Source organism: Streptomyces sp. NBC_00669, assembly GCF_036226785.1.
Classification (GTDB): domain Bacteria; phylum Actinomycetota; class Actinomycetes; order Streptomycetales; family Streptomycetaceae; genus Actinacidiphila.
In genome coordinates this window covers 3,976,302-3,991,068 of sequence record NZ_CP109018.1, presented here as the reverse complement: position 1 = coordinate 3,991,068, position 14,767 = coordinate 3,976,302, and the positions used below count along the sequence as shown (strand labels likewise).

At 71.3% G+C, this 14,767-nt stretch carries 14 protein-coding genes and 1 pseudogene; 11 read left to right on the top strand and 4 right to left on the bottom strand.

Annotated elements, in window-relative coordinates; translation table 11 throughout:
• Positions 1 to 205 precede the first annotated feature (205 nt).
• The 3 genes from OG896_RS16445 (at position 206) to OG896_RS16435 (ending at position 1,547) form a co-directional block, all read left to right on the top strand.
• Positions 206 to 478, top strand: coding sequence for a hypothetical protein (locus tag OG896_RS16445; RefSeq protein ID WP_329366186.1), 273 nt, complete (start codon positions 206 to 208; stop codon positions 476 to 478).
• Between the two features lie 497 nt (positions 479 to 975).
• Positions 976 to 1,119, top strand: coding sequence for a hypothetical protein (locus OG896_RS16440; protein ID WP_329366184.1), 144 nt, complete (start codon positions 976 to 978; stop codon positions 1,117 to 1,119).
• A gap of 116 nt (positions 1,120 to 1,235) precedes the next feature.
• On the top strand, positions 1,236 to 1,547 hold the full coding sequence (locus OG896_RS16435; protein ID WP_329366183.1) for a hypothetical protein: 312 nt from the start codon (positions 1,236 to 1,238) through the stop codon (positions 1,545 to 1,547).
• A 624-nt stretch (positions 1,548 to 2,171) separates the two neighbouring features.
• On the opposite strand, the pseudogene OG896_RS16430 reads toward OG896_RS16435, so the two are convergent.
• Positions 2,172 to 2,466: pseudogene (locus tag OG896_RS16430) on the bottom strand (alpha/beta hydrolase fold domain-containing protein); the annotation flags it as partial.
• Positions 2,467 to 3,071: 605 nt separating this feature from the next.
• Entirely contained in the window at positions 3,072 to 3,752 is a 681-nt protein-coding gene (gene phoU, locus OG896_RS16425) for a phosphate signaling complex protein PhoU (RefSeq protein ID WP_328467578.1), read from the bottom strand.
• 235 nt (positions 3,753 to 3,987) lie between these two features.
• Here phoU and OG896_RS16420 point away from each other — a divergent pair, with 235 nt between their 5' ends.
• Together OG896_RS16420 and OG896_RS16415 are read left to right on the top strand one after the other, a co-directional pair.
• The gene (locus OG896_RS16420) at positions 3,988 to 5,340 is read left to right on the top strand and encodes a sensor histidine kinase (RefSeq protein ID WP_329366180.1); all 1,353 of its coding nucleotides are present in this window, start codon (positions 3,988 to 3,990) and stop codon (positions 5,338 to 5,340) included.
• Entirely contained in the window at positions 5,337 to 6,017 is a 681-nt protein-coding gene (locus tag OG896_RS16415) for a response regulator transcription factor (protein ID WP_031525271.1), read from the top strand. Before OG896_RS16420 ends, OG896_RS16415 begins: the two co-directional genes overlap by 4 nt.
• Before the next feature lie 77 nt (positions 6,018 to 6,094).
• On the opposite strand, the gene OG896_RS16410 is transcribed toward OG896_RS16415, so the two are convergent.
• On the bottom strand, positions 6,095 to 6,793 hold the full coding sequence (locus OG896_RS16410) for a DUF461 domain-containing protein (protein WP_329366179.1): 699 nt from the start codon (positions 6,791 to 6,793) through the stop codon (positions 6,095 to 6,097).
• Between the two features lie 463 nt (positions 6,794 to 7,256).
• Here OG896_RS16410 and OG896_RS16405 point away from each other — a divergent pair, with 463 nt between their 5' ends.
• The 5 genes from OG896_RS16405 to rlmB all read left to right on the top strand — a co-directional run bounded on the left by OG896_RS16405 (position 7,257) and on the right by rlmB (position 11,844).
• Complete coding sequence (locus OG896_RS16405) at positions 7,257 to 7,739, top strand: CarD family transcriptional regulator (protein ID WP_103889522.1); 483 nt, start codon at positions 7,257 to 7,259, stop codon at positions 7,737 to 7,739.
• 284 nt (positions 7,740 to 8,023) lie between these two features.
• Entirely contained in the window at positions 8,024 to 8,725 is a 702-nt protein-coding gene (gene ispD, locus OG896_RS16400) for a 2-C-methyl-D-erythritol 4-phosphate cytidylyltransferase (protein WP_329374067.1), read from the top strand.
• A complete protein-coding gene (ispF, locus tag OG896_RS16395) occupies positions 8,715 to 9,254 on the top strand; it encodes a 2-C-methyl-D-erythritol 2,4-cyclodiphosphate synthase (protein WP_329366176.1) in 540 nt (179 codons plus the stop codon). Before ispD ends, ispF begins: the two co-directional genes overlap by 11 nt.
• A gap of 109 nt (positions 9,255 to 9,363) precedes the next feature.
• Positions 9,364 to 10,755 carry a cysteine--tRNA ligase gene (gene cysS, locus OG896_RS16390; protein ID WP_329366174.1) on the top strand — a complete coding sequence of 464 codons (1,392 nt, stop codon included), beginning with the start codon at positions 9,364 to 9,366 and terminating at the stop codon, positions 10,753 to 10,755.
• A gap of 126 nt (positions 10,756 to 10,881) precedes the next feature.
• On the top strand, positions 10,882 to 11,844 hold the full coding sequence (rlmB, locus tag OG896_RS16385; RefSeq protein WP_329366172.1) for a 23S rRNA (guanosine(2251)-2'-O)-methyltransferase RlmB: 963 nt from the start codon (positions 10,882 to 10,884) through the stop codon (positions 11,842 to 11,844).
• A 132-nt stretch (positions 11,845 to 11,976) separates the two neighbouring features.
• Here the strand turns inward: rlmB and OG896_RS16380 are convergent, their stop codons facing one another.
• On the bottom strand, positions 11,977 to 12,801 hold the full coding sequence (locus OG896_RS16380) for a sulfotransferase family protein (protein ID WP_329366170.1): 825 nt from the start codon (positions 12,799 to 12,801) through the stop codon (positions 11,977 to 11,979).
• 238 nt (positions 12,802 to 13,039) lie between these two features.
• On the opposite strand from OG896_RS16380, the gene OG896_RS16375 reads away from it, so the two are divergent.
• Entirely contained in the window at positions 13,040 to 14,638 is a 1,599-nt protein-coding gene (locus OG896_RS16375; protein WP_443057060.1) for a DoxX family protein, read from the top strand.
• Positions 14,639 to 14,767 lie beyond the last annotated feature (129 nt).

Below are 14,767 nucleotides of genomic sequence, written 5' to 3'. Positions count from 1 at the left end.
CCGGGACCACTTTGGGACCACACGCTGTGCGCGCGACCGAACAACGCCGGCTCGGGCACGCGGCCGGGCATGAACCAGAATTCCACTGAACTGCGGAAACGCTTGGACCCGTGATCTGGGGGTCAAGTGCGCCAGGGTCGCCTACGATTGGCCCCGGTCTCTCATTAGCCTCTGCGCATGGACGAGGGGCATGGGAGGCGCCAGCGTGAGTGATGAGTTGCTGAGGACAGTGGTGAAGGCGATGGCGCAGATGATCAGTGCCATCGATATGACGACCGATGATGAGGTCGACCCGGACCTGGCCACCACGTGGTTCGAAGATGTTGCGGCACAGTTCGATGGGCTCAGCGATGAGGACCGGCGGGGGCTGGCGCAGCTCTTTCGGCAGGTAGCGGCAGGGGAGACCCAGCTGCGTCTCCGGGAGGCGATGATGTCCATCCCCGAGAGCTTCGGGCTGGAAGACGACGAGGACGCGTAGCCGTCACGCGCCGGCCACCGTCAAACCGGCAGGATTGGGCTTGAACTCGCCCTATTGCTCCCCGCACCCACGTGCTCACACTCGAAGGTATGGGTGGTGGGCGCACCGAACAGCGGCATGTGTGTGAGGACTGCGGTGATCCGAGCCGGCCGGCGCAGAAGCGCGGAGTGGCGATACCGCTTGAGGTGGTGCGGTGCGATCCGTGTTGGAACCGGCTTGCCAATGAGATGGCGGGAATCGACGGGGCAACGGCCCGGCCAAGGCCCGACCCAGGTCCGGAGGGCTTCGAGTCGATCGAGCCCGACGAGTGCCCCAAGTGCGGCATGGAAGTGCGGACCGCGCTCACCAACTACGACCGCTGGGTGCATCTGGCGACCAGACCGATGCGAGCCAAGGAGGTGCCCCGTCGGTACTGGTGGCGGATCGAGCCGAACAGGGCCGGTTGCTCGACATACGTTGTCGGCTCAGTCGCCGTACGGATCAGAGGGATAGAGCCGTTGCCCGACGACCTTGTGGTGCCGGCGCACGCCGTCGTCTGCGCGGACCCCGACGCGATCGAGGAGGTGCGTTGGGCCCGCCTCGCCGACGTGGAACGGCAGTACCGATTGCCGCCGTCCGTCGAGGAGTTCGAGGACGAGTAGCCGGCCCGGCCTCAAAGGCGCCGTACGGTGCCCCACATGGTCGCGGCCAGGGCCGCTGCACTGGTCTTCCGGGGTAGGGATGAGCGGTGCGGCCTCTTGCTGGCATGATTTGCCTCATGTCCGAGTACACGTGGCCGCCGGAGCTCGGATTCTCGGTGCAAGAGGATATCCGCCGAAGTTGGCCGGCGACCGTGTCTGCTCTGCCGATCGGAGCATCGGTCGGCGGCCGTGTCATCGGTCGCCAACCATTCGGCGTGTTCATCCGGATCGATGGCGTGCCCAATGCTCTGGGCCTGGCCGAGATCACGGCTATGCCGCACGAGATGGATCTACCCCCCGTGGATGCCGTGGTCACGGGCCGGGTGATCTGGCATGCCGATCACAATCACCAGGTGAAGCTCAGGCTCGATGATTGGGCGCGCCCGTAGGGGCTTGATCGTCTGCCGGGCCGTCTCTGGGCCGTCCGACGCCGCTCGGGGGTGCCCAACGACGACCGTTGACGACCCTCTGGCACGCACGACATCAGCTCCGACCTGAGAAACCCAGCTCACCCCCACCCCCCAGCAACCAGGGCAAGAAGTAGCCCTGCCACCCCGACCATGCCCCCTGCCTGCGGGTTCGTCCGCGGGAAGGGGGCATGCGTGCGTTCGGGGCCGTCTGTGGGCGATCAGGCGTGGCGGTGCCGGCGACGGACGCGGGGAACCTCCCTTTCCTGAGGCTTGGTTGTGGCGTAGGCAGGGGAGCCAGTAGGCAGGTGCCTGCGCCGGCCTGCGTTCGGGGAGGGGTCTCGCGCGGGTCGGGCGGTGGGGGATGGGATGGGCGAGCGAAGGCGTTGGCGTCTGCTGATCATTGCGCTGTGCGCCTGGGCTGTTTTCTGTGTCGCCGTGGATCGGTGGGTCTTTGGCGAGTCGTGGCGGCAAGTGGCCTTCATTCCCCTGCTCGTGGCACTTCCGATCCCCGTCGGGGAGTTCAGGCGACGGCGGCAGCGGAAGCGTTGCGCGCCGCCACCGCCGTTGTGATTTCCCCTGTCGGAGCTGGGTGGCGGGGTGGGGTCAGGCATGGAGCGCGTCGTGGAGGGTGGTGGCGGCGAGGGCGATCGTGGCCTGGGCGGCGTGGGTTTCGCGGAGGGCGTCGACCATTACGGAGTTGGGGATGATGCCGCTGGTAGCGGACAGCGGTGACCGGTACGCCCGCGGCGCGCAGCACGTCCGCCTCGCCGGTGAGCACCAGGACCGGGGGCAGGTCGGCCGGTTGCTCGGTGGCGGCCCGCAGTGGCGAGGCGGCGATCTCGGCGCGCTCCGCCTCGCTGGTCGTGTGCTGGCCCCAGATCCACCTCATGCCCTCGCGGGCGGCAGCTCACCGCCGACGTGACGGCCGGTTGGCTCCCGCGCGGACGTACGCCGGCGCGGCTGCACCGGCCCGCTGGGCTGCCGGCCCCGGCATGCGTGGGCTCCGCCCGGTCGACCGGGCGGAGCCTGGATACGCGTGCTGGTGGGAGGACCTAGTGGGAGCAGCCGCTGCACTGGCAGGGGCTGCCGGACTGGCAGCCGCAGCCGCAGCCCGAGCCGCAGCCGCAGGCGGCGACCAGGGGGAGCGGGGTGCGCAGGGGGGACGCGTTCTCTGGCGCGGGGCGGTCGCGGTCGCGGACGGGCGGTGGGGTGGGGGACTGCGGCATCGGTGACACCCTCCTCAGGCTTGCCTGACCACCAGTGAACCCCGGCGTGTTCCGGTGTTCAAGGGCGCACGAGCGCATCCCGGGCAGGCGCCGACGTCGCGCGCGCCCCCCTCCGCCTGGCCGTCGCGCGCCCCACGCCGCCGGCCCCGGGCCGCGACTGTCGACCGTTGACCAGGACCCGGACCCGGCGGCCCTGCCGTGCGCCGCCGCCGGCCCGCAGTCGCTGACCGACCCGCCGTAGGACGCGCCTCACCGTAAGACGCGCGCGCCCCCGCCGTTACGCGCCCTCGACCGACGTCGGGGTCGGGCTCAGCTCGTCCGCGTGCTCGCCCGTCACCAGGTAGACCACCCGCTTGGCGACCGAGACCGCGTGGTCGGCGAAGCGCTCGTAGTACCGGCCGACCAGTGTGACGTCGACCGCGGTCTCGATGCCGTGCTTCCAGCGGTCGTCGAGGAGGTGCTGGAAGAGCGTGCGGTGCAACTCGTCCATGCGGTCGTCGTCCGCTTCGAGCTGGAGCGCGTCGTCGACGTCCTTGGTGATGATCACCTCGGCGGCCTTCGCCATCAGCCGCTGCGCGAGCTGGCCCATCTCCAAGATGGTGCTGTGCAGGTCGCGCGGCACGGCCGACTCCGGGAAGCGCAGCCGGGCGAGCTTGGCCACGTGCCGGGCCAGGTCGCCGGAGCGCTCCAGGTCGGCGCTCATCCGCAGGCTCGTCACGACGATCCGCAGATCGGTGGCGACCGGCTGCTGCCGGGCCAGCAGCGTGATCGCGCGGTTCTCCAGCTCGCGCTGGAGGTCGTCGACCTTCTCGTCCGCGGCGATCACGCTCTCCGCGACCTTGAGGTCCGCGTCCAGCATCGCGGTGGTGGCACGGCCGATCGCGGACCCGACCAGCCGGGCCATCTCGACCAGCCCGTCACCGATCGAGTCAAGCTCCTCGTGGTATGCGTCCCGCATCGCTTTCCTTCCGTACAGGCCGAGGGCACACATGCCGTGGCCGAAACGTGTGCTCAGAAACTGTGCTCAAAAGAGAGGCTTCTCCTCCACGCTCACACGCTGATGGGTGTACGCGTACCGATCGCGCCTCGCAGATGAATCAGGACCTTCCTCAAGGTGAACTCTTGGCAACGTACATCCGAGAGCTCGCTCCCGGGGTTGTAAAGCAATTGAGCAGGCCACCTAACCTGTAGGTGTGGACGTGAACGCGGCAGTAGCCGCCGCCAGCGCGATAGCCGGTCTCCTGACCGGCGCCAGCGCCGTACTCGCGTTCCGGTGGAGCGAGCGGGAACAGGCCCGGCCCACCCGCAAAGCGCAACGGACCGACAACATGACCGCTGTACTACCGCCGGGCGTGGACACCGTCCTGTCCGTGCTCCGTTCCTCCGCCGTCGTCCTCGACGAAGGCGACACCGTGGTCAAGGCCAGCTCGGCGGCGTACGCCCTCGGGCTGGTCCGCGGCGGCCGGCTGGCCGTCGACCAGATGCTCCAGATGGCCCGCGAGACCCGCAGGGACGGTGAGATACGCCAGGTCGAGCTGGACCTGCCACGCCGCGGTGCCGGCCGGGGCGAGGGGCTGGCGGTCTCCGCCCGGGTCGCCCCGCTGGGCTCCCGGCTGGTGCTGCTGCTGGTGGAGGACCTGACCGAGGCCCGCCGGATCGAGGCGGTGCGCCGCGACTTCGTGGCGAATGTCAGCCACGAGCTGAAGACCCCGGTCGGCGCCCTTTCGCTGCTCTCCGAAGCGGTGATGGACGCGTCCGACGACCCCGAGGCGGTCAACCGCTTCGCCGGCCGCATGCAGATCGAGGCCACCCGGCTGACCAGCCTGGTGCAGGAGATCATCGACCTGTCCCGGGTCCAGGACGACGACGCCCTCGTCGACGCCGAGCCGGTCGCCGTGGACGACCTCGTCGCCGAGGCCGTCGACCGCTGCCGGCAGCCCGCCAACTCCAAGCAGATCACCATGGCCACCGGCACCACCCCCGATCTCTTCATCTGGGGCAACCGGGGCCAGCTCGCCGCCGCCCTCGGCAATCTCGTCGAGAACGCCGTCAACTACAGTCCGGCCCGCACCCGGGTCGGCATCGCCGGCCGCCGGATCAGCGCGGCCGGCGGGGATCTGATCGAGATCTCCGTGACCGACCAGGGCATCGGCATCTCCGAGCGGGACCGCGAACGGGTCTTCGAGCGCTTCTACCGGGTCGACCCGGCGCGCTCGCGGGCCACCGGCGGCACCGGTCTCGGACTGTCCATCGTCAAACACGTGGCTGCCTCGCACGGCGGGGAGGTCACGGTGTGGAGCGCCGAGGGACAGGGCTCCACCTTCACGCTGCGCCTGCCCGAGGCAGCCCGCGGCCGTCCCCCGGAACCGGGCTCCGGATCGGACCGATCCGACCGCTCCGACCTGCCCCACCAGCCGGAACGGTCCCACCCGTCCGCCCGTTCCGACCCGGACGAGCAGTACGACGACGCCGTCGACGAGCCGACGGACGACAAGCTCTTCCAGACCCTCCCCGAACACATCCCCGCCCCGGAGGTCCTCCCGTGACCCGCGTACTCGTCGTAGAGGACGAAGAGTCCTTCAGCGACGCGCTGTCGTACATGCTCCGCAAGGAGGGCTTCGAGGTCGCGATCTCCGCGACCGGGCCCGACGCGCTGGACGAGTTCGAGCGCAACGGCGCCGACCTGGTACTGCTCGACCTGATGCTGCCGGGCCTGCCCGGCACCGAGGTCTGCCGCCAGCTTCGGCTCAAGTCCAATGTCCCGGTGATCATGGTGACCGCCAAGGACAGCGAGATCGACAAGGTGGTCGGCCTGGAAATAGGTGCCGACGACTATGTGACCAAGCCCTTCTCCTCCCGGGAGCTGGTCGCCCGTATCCGTGCGGTGCTGCGCCGCCGTGGCGAGCCGGAGGAGATCTCGCCGGCCGCCCTGGAGGCCGGTCCGGTCCGGATGGACGTGGACCGGCACGTGGTCACCGTCGGCGGCGGCAAGGTGGACCTCCCGCTGAAGGAGTTCGACCTGCTGGAGATGCTGCTGCGCAACGCCGGGCGCGTGCTCACCCGGATGCAGCTCATCGACCGGGTCTGGGGCGCGGACTACGTCGGCGACACCAAGACCCTCGACGTCCACGTCAAGCGACTGCGGGCGAAGATCGAGCCGGACCCGGGCGCGCCGCGCTACCTGGTGACGGTCCGCGGCCTCGGGTACAAGTTCGAGCCGTAGGCCGGCCCGGCGCGCCGCGAACGGTAAGGGGCTCGACACCTGGTGTCGAGCCCCTTACGTCGTCTACCTGCGCGTGCCTACGCCTTGGGCGTCTCCGTGCCGGTCGGCGTGCCCGTCGACGTGCTCGACGAGGTGCCGGACGTCTTGTCCGAGGACTTGCCGGACGACTTGCCTGACGTCTTGTCCGAGGACTTGCCGGAGGTCTTGTCGGACGACCCGGGCGAGCCGGTCGGCGTGGAACCCGTCGACGGCGTCGTCGGCGCGGTCGTCGTGGGCAGCGAACCCGGCCCGTACGGCGCGAAGTAACTGCTCGCCGGCGTCACGTTGACTTCCATCTTCACCGCGCCGGACGAGCTGAAGGAGAAGACCGCGTTCTGGACGTCGCCGTCGCGCAGCGCCTCGTTCCGCCCGGGCAGGACCGCCGCGGGGTTGCCCTTGCCGCCGATCAGCACGCTGCCGTGCGCCGGCACGCTGATCGTCGACCCGCCGTGCGCGCCCTTGAGCGTGGCCATCGTGGTCCCGCCGATCTGCACGGACTGCAGGCTCTGGGCGGAGGAGCCGTTGTTGAACAGGCGGGCGGTGAGGGTCGCCGGTCCGCTCGGGTCGGTGAGCACGAAGGCGTTCTGCACCTTCACGTTCCCCGTCGACCCCGAGTCGCTGTCCGGGTGAACCTCCAGCGTCGCCGCGTCGTTGCCGGCCGAACAGGCGGCGGCGAGAGGCGCGAGCGAGAGCGCGAGTACGGCGGCGAGAGCGCCGCGACGGATGCTGCGGACCACGGCGGCGGCATCTCCTTGGGCAGGGTACGGAAGATCTTCCAGCGGCCTTACATTACCGACGCCACGCCCTCGGCCGCGCACCGGCCCCGCCATTAGGGCGCGTTGATTACCGGCGCGCCCCAAGATCGGTCACGGGGCCTTTTCCATGATCGGGCAAAATTCGATCTTCGGACGGCCGGTAACCGGCCACCGGCCCGAACGGCGTAGCGATGGTGCACTCCAGTGGAAGCGACAAATCGGGACGTATCGCCCGTTGTTCGGGGCCGTTCGGGGCTGTAACGGGTACGTTTCGGGCCCGGCGTATACCGGCTCCGACCTGCGAATACCCCGTCGCGGGCGCCCCCTCCAGCACGTTCCGGGGGCGGTTGTCAAGCCCCGAGATATGCCCTGACCTGCGGAAACGCCATTCAGAAGACGCCGTTCCCGTGTTACCCTGGATAGCCACGGAAGGGGTACCTGTCACATGACGTTCAAGGTTGGCGACACCGTGGTCTATCCCCATCACGGGGCCGCGCTGATCGAAGCGATCGAAATTCGCCAGATCAAAGGCGTGGACAAGACCTACTTGGTGCTCAAGGTCGCCCAGGGCGACTTGACGGTACGCGTGCCCGCGGACAATGCGGAGTTCGTCGGCGTACGCGACGTGGTCGGTCAGGACGGTTTGGACCGGGTCTTCGAGGTGCTGCGCGCGCCGTACACCGAGGAGCCCACCAACTGGTCCCGCCGCTACAAGGCAAATCTGGAGAAGCTCGCGTCCGGCGACGTCATCAAGGTCGCGGAGGTCGTGCGCGACTTGTGGCGGCGCGAGCGCGAGCGCGGCCTGTCGGCGGGTGAGAAGCGCATGCTCGCCAAGGCGCGACAGATCCTGGTCAGCGAACTCGCACTGGCCGAGAACACCAACGAGGACAAGGCCGAGACGCTGCTCGACGAGGTCCTCGCGTCGTAAGACCGTCCCTTTTCGGACGTTCTCGTGTCGCGTCCTTGCCGGTGTGAGACCCCACGCCGCCCCATGTGACGTACCGACTTACGCAGACGCACCCCCGGCCACCCCCGGGGGACCTGCCGCGGCACCCGGTTGAGCAGGATGACCGGGTGCTGCGGCGTGCTGATGCCACGGCATGCCCCTCGTGCCGGGCGAGCGAAGGTCCTCCGGAGGTCACGGAAGGGGTCCGGAGGAACACCGCGCCAGGCACTCTGAGTGCGATACCCATCTGACACAAGGACACAAACCTGCGTACCGCCGCTGTCATTCCCGCCGCCGGACGTGGCGTCCGGCTCGGCCCCGGCGCGCCCAAGGCGCTGCGCACCCTTGGCGGGGTGCCGATCCTCGTCCACGCGGTCCGCGCGATGGCCGCGGCCCGGGCCGTCCAGGTCATCGTCGTGGTCGCCCCGCCCGACGGCGCGGCCGAGGTCAGGGCGCTGCTCGACGCCCACGAACTGCCCGAGACGACCGCCGTCACCGTCGTCCCCGGCGGCGAGTCCCGGCAGGACTCGGTACGGCTCGGCCTGGCCGCGCTGCCCGACGACGTCGACGTGGTGCTGGTCCACGACGCGGCCCGCCCGCTGGTGCCGGTGGAGACCGTCGAGGGCGTGGTCGAGGCGGTGCGGGCCGGCGCGCCGGCCGTCGTCCCCGGCCTCCCGCTCGCCGACACCGTCAAGAGCGTGGAACCGGAGACCGGCGCGGTCACCGGCACCCCGCAGCGCGCTCTGCTGCGCGCCGTGCAGACCCCGCAGGGCTTCGACCGGGCCGTACTCGCCAAGGCGCACGCCACCGTCACCCAGGACGTCACGGACGACGCGAGCATGGTCGAGCAGCTCGGCGTGCCGGTCCGGGTGGTGCCCGGACACGAAGAGGCGTTCAAGGTGACCCGTCCGCTGGACCTCGTGCTCGCCGAGGCCGTACTCGCCCGCAGGAGGGCCCATGGCCACTGAGGAGCACAGCGCAGGACCGTACGACGGCGGGCTGCCGGGGCTGCCGCAGGTCGGCGTCGGCACCGACATCCACGCCTTCGAGGAGGGCCGCGAGCTGTGGTGCGCGGGCCTGAGGTGGGAGGGCGAGGGGACCGGCCTCGCCGGGCACTCCGACGCCGACGTGGTCGCGCACGCCGCGTGCAACGCGCTGTTCTCCGCGGCCGGGCTCGGCGACCTCGGCGCGCACTTCGGCACCGGGCGGCCCGAGTGGGCGGGGGCGTCGGGGCTGACGCTCCTCGCCGAGGCCGCCCGGATCGTCCGGGACGCGGGGTTCGTGGTCGGGAACGTGGCCGTCCAGGTGGTCGGGCAGCGGCCCAAGATCGGGAAGCGGCGCGACGAGGCGCAGCGGGTACTGGCCACCGCCGTGGGGGCGCCGGTCTTCGTCAGCGCCGCCACCACGGACGGGCTGGGCTTCACCGGCCGCGGTGAAGGGCTCGCCGCGATCGCCACGGCGCTGGTGGTACGGACCGCGCGCACGACCGCGTCCTGACGGTTCCCGGACCGTCCGTGCGGGGCCGGCCGGCCGTGGTGTGTCGAGGAGATGTCAGGATCGGGCAGAGGGGGCGGGCCGCTCACGTGGAGCCACTACCCTTGTCCCCGTGACTATTCGCCTGTACGACACCAACGCGCGCCAGGTTCGTGATTTCGCCCCGCTCACGCCGGGCCGCGTCTCGATCTACCTGTGTGGCGCCACCGTGCAGGCGGCCCCGCACATCGGCCATATCCGGTCCGGTCTGAACTTCGACATCATGCGCCGGTGGTTCGGCTACCGCGGCTACGAAGTGACCTTCGTGCGCAACGTGACGGACATCGACGACAAGATCATCAGGAAGGCGGCCGAGCAGGACCGCCCCTGGTGGGCGATCGGGTACGAGAACGAGCGCGCCTTCACCAGTGGTTACGACGCGCTCGGCTGCCTCCCGCCGACGTACGAGCCGCGGGCCACCGGCCACGTGCCGGAGATGATCGCGATGATGCGCGGCCTGATCGAGCGCGGCCACGCCTACGAGGCCGACGGGAACGTCTACTTCGACGTGCGCTCGTTCCCCGACTACCTGGAGCTGTCCAACCAGGAGCTGGACAACCTGCGGCAGCCGGAGGGCGACGGCGAGACCGGCAAGCGCGACCAGCGGGACTTCGCGATGTGGAAGGCCGCCAAGCCCGGCGAGCCGTCGTGGGAGACCCCGTGGGGCCGCGGCCGGCCCGGCTGGCACCTGGAGTGCTCGGCGATGGCCCACAAGTACCTGGGCCGCGTCTTCGACATCCACGGCGGCGGCATCGACCTGATCTTCCCGCACCACGAGAACGAGATCGCCCAGGCGAAGGCGTACGGTGACGAGTTCGCCCGGTACTGGGTGCACAACGCGTGGGTCACCATGAGCGGCGAGAAGATGAGCAAGTCGCTCGGCAACTCGGTGCTGGTCTCCGAGATGGTGCGGCGCTGGCGGCCGATCGTGCTGCGCTACTACCTGGGCACCCCGCACTACCGCTCGATGATCGAGTACAGCGAGGAGGCCCTGCGCGAGGCCGAGTCGGCGTTCGCCCGGATCGAGGGCTTCGCGCAGCGCGTGGTGGAGAAGGCGGGTGTGGTCGAGCCGGCCGCCGAGGTCCCGCCGGCCTTCGCCGAGGCGATGGACGACGACATGGGCGTCCCGCAGGCACTGGCCGTGGTGCACACCACGGTCCGGCAGGGCAACAGCGCGCTCACCGCCGACGACAAGGAGACGGCGGTCGCGCGTCTGGCCGAGGTCCGTGCGATGCTCGGAGTACTGGGTCTCGACCCTCTCGACCCGCACTGGAGCGGCTCCGAGGGCGGCGACGACCTGCACGGCGTCGTCGACTCCCTGGTGCAGCTGGTCCTGGAGCAGCGGCAGTCCGCGCGGTCCCGCAAGGACTACGGCACCGCCGACGCCATCCGCGACCAGCTCGTCCAGGCGGGTCTGGAGATCGAGGACACCCCGACCGGCTCGCGCTGGACGCTCAGGGGCTGACCTCGGCGACCGGCCCGCAGGGGCCGGTCTTCCAGGGGTTGGCCTCCGGGGTCGGCCTCCGGTGTTCACCGGCTCGCGGGACCCGTGGAGCTTTGCAGCGTTCGACCGAAGAAGTGAGAGTGTCCCATGGCCGGGAACAGCCAGCGCAGGAACCGCCGTACGTCCAACAAGAAGGGCGCCACGGTCGGCAGTGGCGGGCAGCGCCGCAAGGCCCTCGAGGGCAAGGGCCCCACGCCGCCGGCCGAGGTGCGCAAGGGGCACAAGAAGAACCGGGTCGCCAACGCGCAGGCCCGCAGGACCGTCTCGTCGCAGTCCCGCCGGCCCTCGGGCCGCGGTGCCAAGTCGACCTCGGAGATGGTGGTCGGGCGCAACCCGGTGGTCGAGGCGCTGCGCGCCGACATCCCCGCGACGGCCGTCTACGTCCAGCAGTACATCGAGAACGACGAACGGGTGCGCGAGGCCGTGACGCTCGCCACCGACCGCGGGGTGCCGCTGCTGGAGGCGCCGCGGCCGGAGCTCGACCGGATCACCGCGGGGCTGAACCACCAGGGGCTGGTGCTCCAGATCCCGCCCTACGAGTACGCCCACCCCGAGGACCTGGTGGCGTCCGCCGCCGGCCGCGGCGAGGACCCGCTGATCGTGGCGCTCGACGGCGTCACCGACCCGCGCAACCTCGGCGCCGTGGTGCGCTCGGTCGCCGCGTTCGGCGGGCACGGCGTAGTGGTGCCCGAGCGGCGCGCGGCGGGTATGACCGCGGGCGCCTGGAAGACCTCCGCGGGCACCGCCGCCCGGGTGCCGGTGGCCCGCGCCACCAACCTCACCCGCACCCTTGAGGCGTACCAGAAGGCCGGGCTGACCGTGGTCGGGCTGGCCGCCGACGGGGAACTGGAACTCCAGGACCTGGAACTGCTGGACGGCCCGGTGGTCGTGGTGGCCGGCAGCGAGGGCAAGGGGCTGTCCCGGCTGGTCGGCGAGACGTGCGACGTGCGGGTGCGGATTCCGATGCCGGGCGGCGCCGAGTCGCTCAACGCGGGTGTCGCGGCCGGCGTGGTGCTGTACGAGGCGTCCCGCCGCCGCGCGTCACGCTGACGCCGCCAGGGGAGCACGGGGTGAACGGGGTGCCAGCGGGGTACGGGTGCGGGGTGCCAGGGGTGTAAGGGCTGCCGCCCAGGCGCGGTGCCCTTACCGGCCGGGCGAGCCCGGGAGTGGCCCACCGGGTTCCTAGCAGGGGTACTCCCACTTGCGGGTGATCGCGCGCAGCGGCTCCGGGACGTCCTCCGGGCTCGGCAGCGGACGCGGTGCCTGGACCCGCCCCGACTTGATCTTGTCGCTCCAGTCGCCCATCGCGACCTGGAACGGGCCGTGGTCCTGGCGCCCGTAACGCACCATCTTCGGCGTCCAGTCGACGCCCAGGAACGTACACAGCCGCCGGCACTCCGCCTCGGGGTCGGCGGTCAGGTCCTCGTAGCGGACGGTGAGGCCGTCGAGCGCGCCGCGGGCGGCGTCGACCTGCTCGACGTAGCGCCGGATGTGCCGGACCGTCCAGTCGATGCCCTTGTCCGGCCGGGAGTCCATCTGGGAGGCGACCACCGAGGCGGGGTGGCGCAGCAGGAAGATGAACCGGGCCCGGGGCCACGCCTCGTGCAGCCGCTGCCACTGGTCGGCGTTGCCCGGCGTCTTGTCGACGATGACCTTCTTCTCGCTGCGCACCAGCTCGCGGTGGAGCACCCGGTCCCACAGCAGGTGCTCCAACTCCCGCTGGTCCAGGTCGAGCAGGCCCATCGCCTTCTCGGTGTAGGGCTCGGCGTAGGTCAGGGTGAGGGTGCGCAGGTGCATCTCGTGCGGGGCGCGGACGTCGGGATGGCTGTTGAGCAGCACCCGCAGCAGCGTGGAGCCCGAGCGGATCGAGGAGATGACGAACACCGGGTCGGGCACCAGGCGGGTCGCCTCGGGCCCGAGCACCGGGGGAGGCGCGGTGATCACCCGCCGGGCCTTGAGGCGGACCCGCCGGGCGAGCCGGCGCACTCGGGGGTCGTGCAGGATCATCGCACCGCTCCTGGACCGGGACTTGGGCTGTCCACCGCATCCTGCTGGCGGTTTCTTGGTGCCGCCTTGGTGACACCATGGGAGGGGATGAGATTTCGGTGAGATCCGCCGACGGGTGGAACGGATCGGCCGGTTCCTCCCTCGGGGTCCGACGGCCCGAGGGCTCGACCGGTCCGCGGCGCGGGTGGTCTGACGGGGGACCGTCAGGCAGTGTCCTAAACGACCGTCACTCGGTTAGATGAGTGTGGACACCAGAACACCCCGCACCTCCACGGGGGGAGGGGCGCCCGGGTTTGATGAGCGCGTGATGACCATGGCACGGGTGCCGAGCGATCCCGCCCAGGTCATCGTCAACCACGCGAGCTTCCGGGTGCAGCTCGGCGCCGCCTCGACCCGCGCCCTCGGCGTCGCGGACACGGTACGGATGCCGTCCGCGCGTCGCGGCAAGCCCGTTGTGTGGTCCGGCCACACCTCGCCCGAGTTGACGCAGGCGGTGCGCCGGCAGGCCGGCGCCGCGGCCGGTCCGGGGAGCGCCGGAGCCGCGACGCAGGTGCTGCCGCGGATCGACGACACGTCCGTACTGCCTGCCGCGGCTCCCACGGTGATCGGCCAACGCGCCCCCTTCGACGAGCCGTTGATCGGCAGGAGCGGTCGCGGTTACGACGACCGCGACGGCGACGGGCCCGACAGCGGCGACCGCGGCCGCGCGCGCGGGCGCCGCGGCGACGCGGTCAGGCACGCGTACTACCCGCACCGGCGGATGAACCTCGGCATCGTGCTGCTGCCGCTGCGGGTCTTCCTCGGCTTCGTGTCGATCTACGCGGGCATGGGCAAGCTGTGCGACCGGGTCTACTTCGACGGCGGCCACCGCGGCTCGATGGTCAAGTGGCTCTCCTCGCTGCACCCTTGGGGCGCGGCCGAGCCGCTGCGCGACGCCGCGCTCAACCACCCGGTGGGCGCGGGTCTGTCCATCGCCTTCCTGCAGGTCGTGGTGGGCGTGCTCACCGTCTTCGGTCTCTGGCAGCGGATCGCCGCGGCGTTCGGTGCCGCCGTGTCGATCGCCCTGCTGGTCACGGTGAGCTGGCGGACCGTCCCGGTCTACGACGCGCCCGACTTCATCTACCTGGCCGCCTGGAGCCCGCTGGTGATCGCGGGTGCCCCGGTCTACTCGATCGACGGCCACCTCGCGAGCGACGCCTGGCGCCGGCTCGGTCCCCGCGTCACCCTGTGGGACCTGCGCCGCCGCGTGCTGCGCAGGGGCGCCGTGCTCGCCACGGTCACCATCGGCCTGACGCTGCTGGTCGGTTCGGTGCTCGGCGCGGCCGTCCGCTCCAGCAGCACGGAGCACGGCCACTCCGGCCCCGCGTCGACTCCCGTGAACAACCTGCCCGGTTCGCCGCTGCCCGAGGTCTCCGGCGGTGACAGCGACGGGGGTACGACCGGTGCCTCGGCCGACCCGACGCGGTCGTCCGGCGCCGGCAAGCACGGGAAGGGCGGCGCCGACGGGGCGCAGCCCGGCGCGGAGCCGAGCCACACGCACTCGTCGGTCGGCAGCACCGCGCCGCAGAGCACCCACACCACCATCGGTACGGGAGGCGGCTCCACGGGGTCCGGCACCGGTACCGGGTCCGGGTCCGGCGGCTCGTCCGGGGGCTCCTCCGGCAGTTCCCCGGTGACGCACGCGCCGCCGCCCGCCGAGACGCAGGCTCCGCCGCCGCCCGCACCGCCGGCGAAGCCCTCGCAGGGCGCGATCGGCGGGCTGCTCGGCAGCGGGCCGCTGCTGGGTCTTTCGGCGGGGCCCGCGGGCCACTCGGAAGCCCCGCAGAACATGGCCTGACCGTCTGGCACACCGCGCAGGGGCGCCCCCTTTCGAAGGGGGCGCCCCTGCGCGTTCGTTCTGCCTGCCGCGAGGGGGAGGGGCGGCCTGGGCCGGGGCCGCGGAACGGGCCCTGAGGACGGCTCCGCG

What these genes read in the sequence shown, in the direction of transcription:
- OG896_RS16435 (WP_329366183.1), top strand. Translation starts at nt 1,236, where the DNA reads ATGTCCGAGTACACGTGGCCGCCGGAGCTCGGATTCTCGGTGCAAGAG.
- OG896_RS16375 (WP_443057060.1), top strand. Translation starts at nt 13,040, where the DNA reads ATGAGTGTGGACACCAGAACACCCCGCACCTCCACGGGGGGAGGGGCG.
- ispF (WP_329366176.1), top strand. Translation starts at nt 8,715, where the DNA reads ATGGCCACTGAGGAGCACAGCGCAGGACCGTACGACGGCGGGCTGCCG.
- OG896_RS16405 (WP_103889522.1), top strand. Translation starts at nt 7,257, where the DNA reads ATGACGTTCAAGGTTGGCGACACCGTGGTCTATCCCCATCACGGGGCC.
- phoU (WP_328467578.1), bottom strand. Translation starts at nt 3,752, where the DNA reads ATGCGGGACGCATACCACGAGGAGCTTGACTCGATCGGTGACGGGCTG.
- OG896_RS16380 (WP_329366170.1), bottom strand. Translation starts at nt 12,801, where the DNA reads ATGATCCTGCACGACCCCCGAGTGCGCCGGCTCGCCCGGCGGGTCCGC.
- rlmB (WP_329366172.1), top strand. Translation starts at nt 10,882, where the DNA reads ATGGCCGGGAACAGCCAGCGCAGGAACCGCCGTACGTCCAACAAGAAG.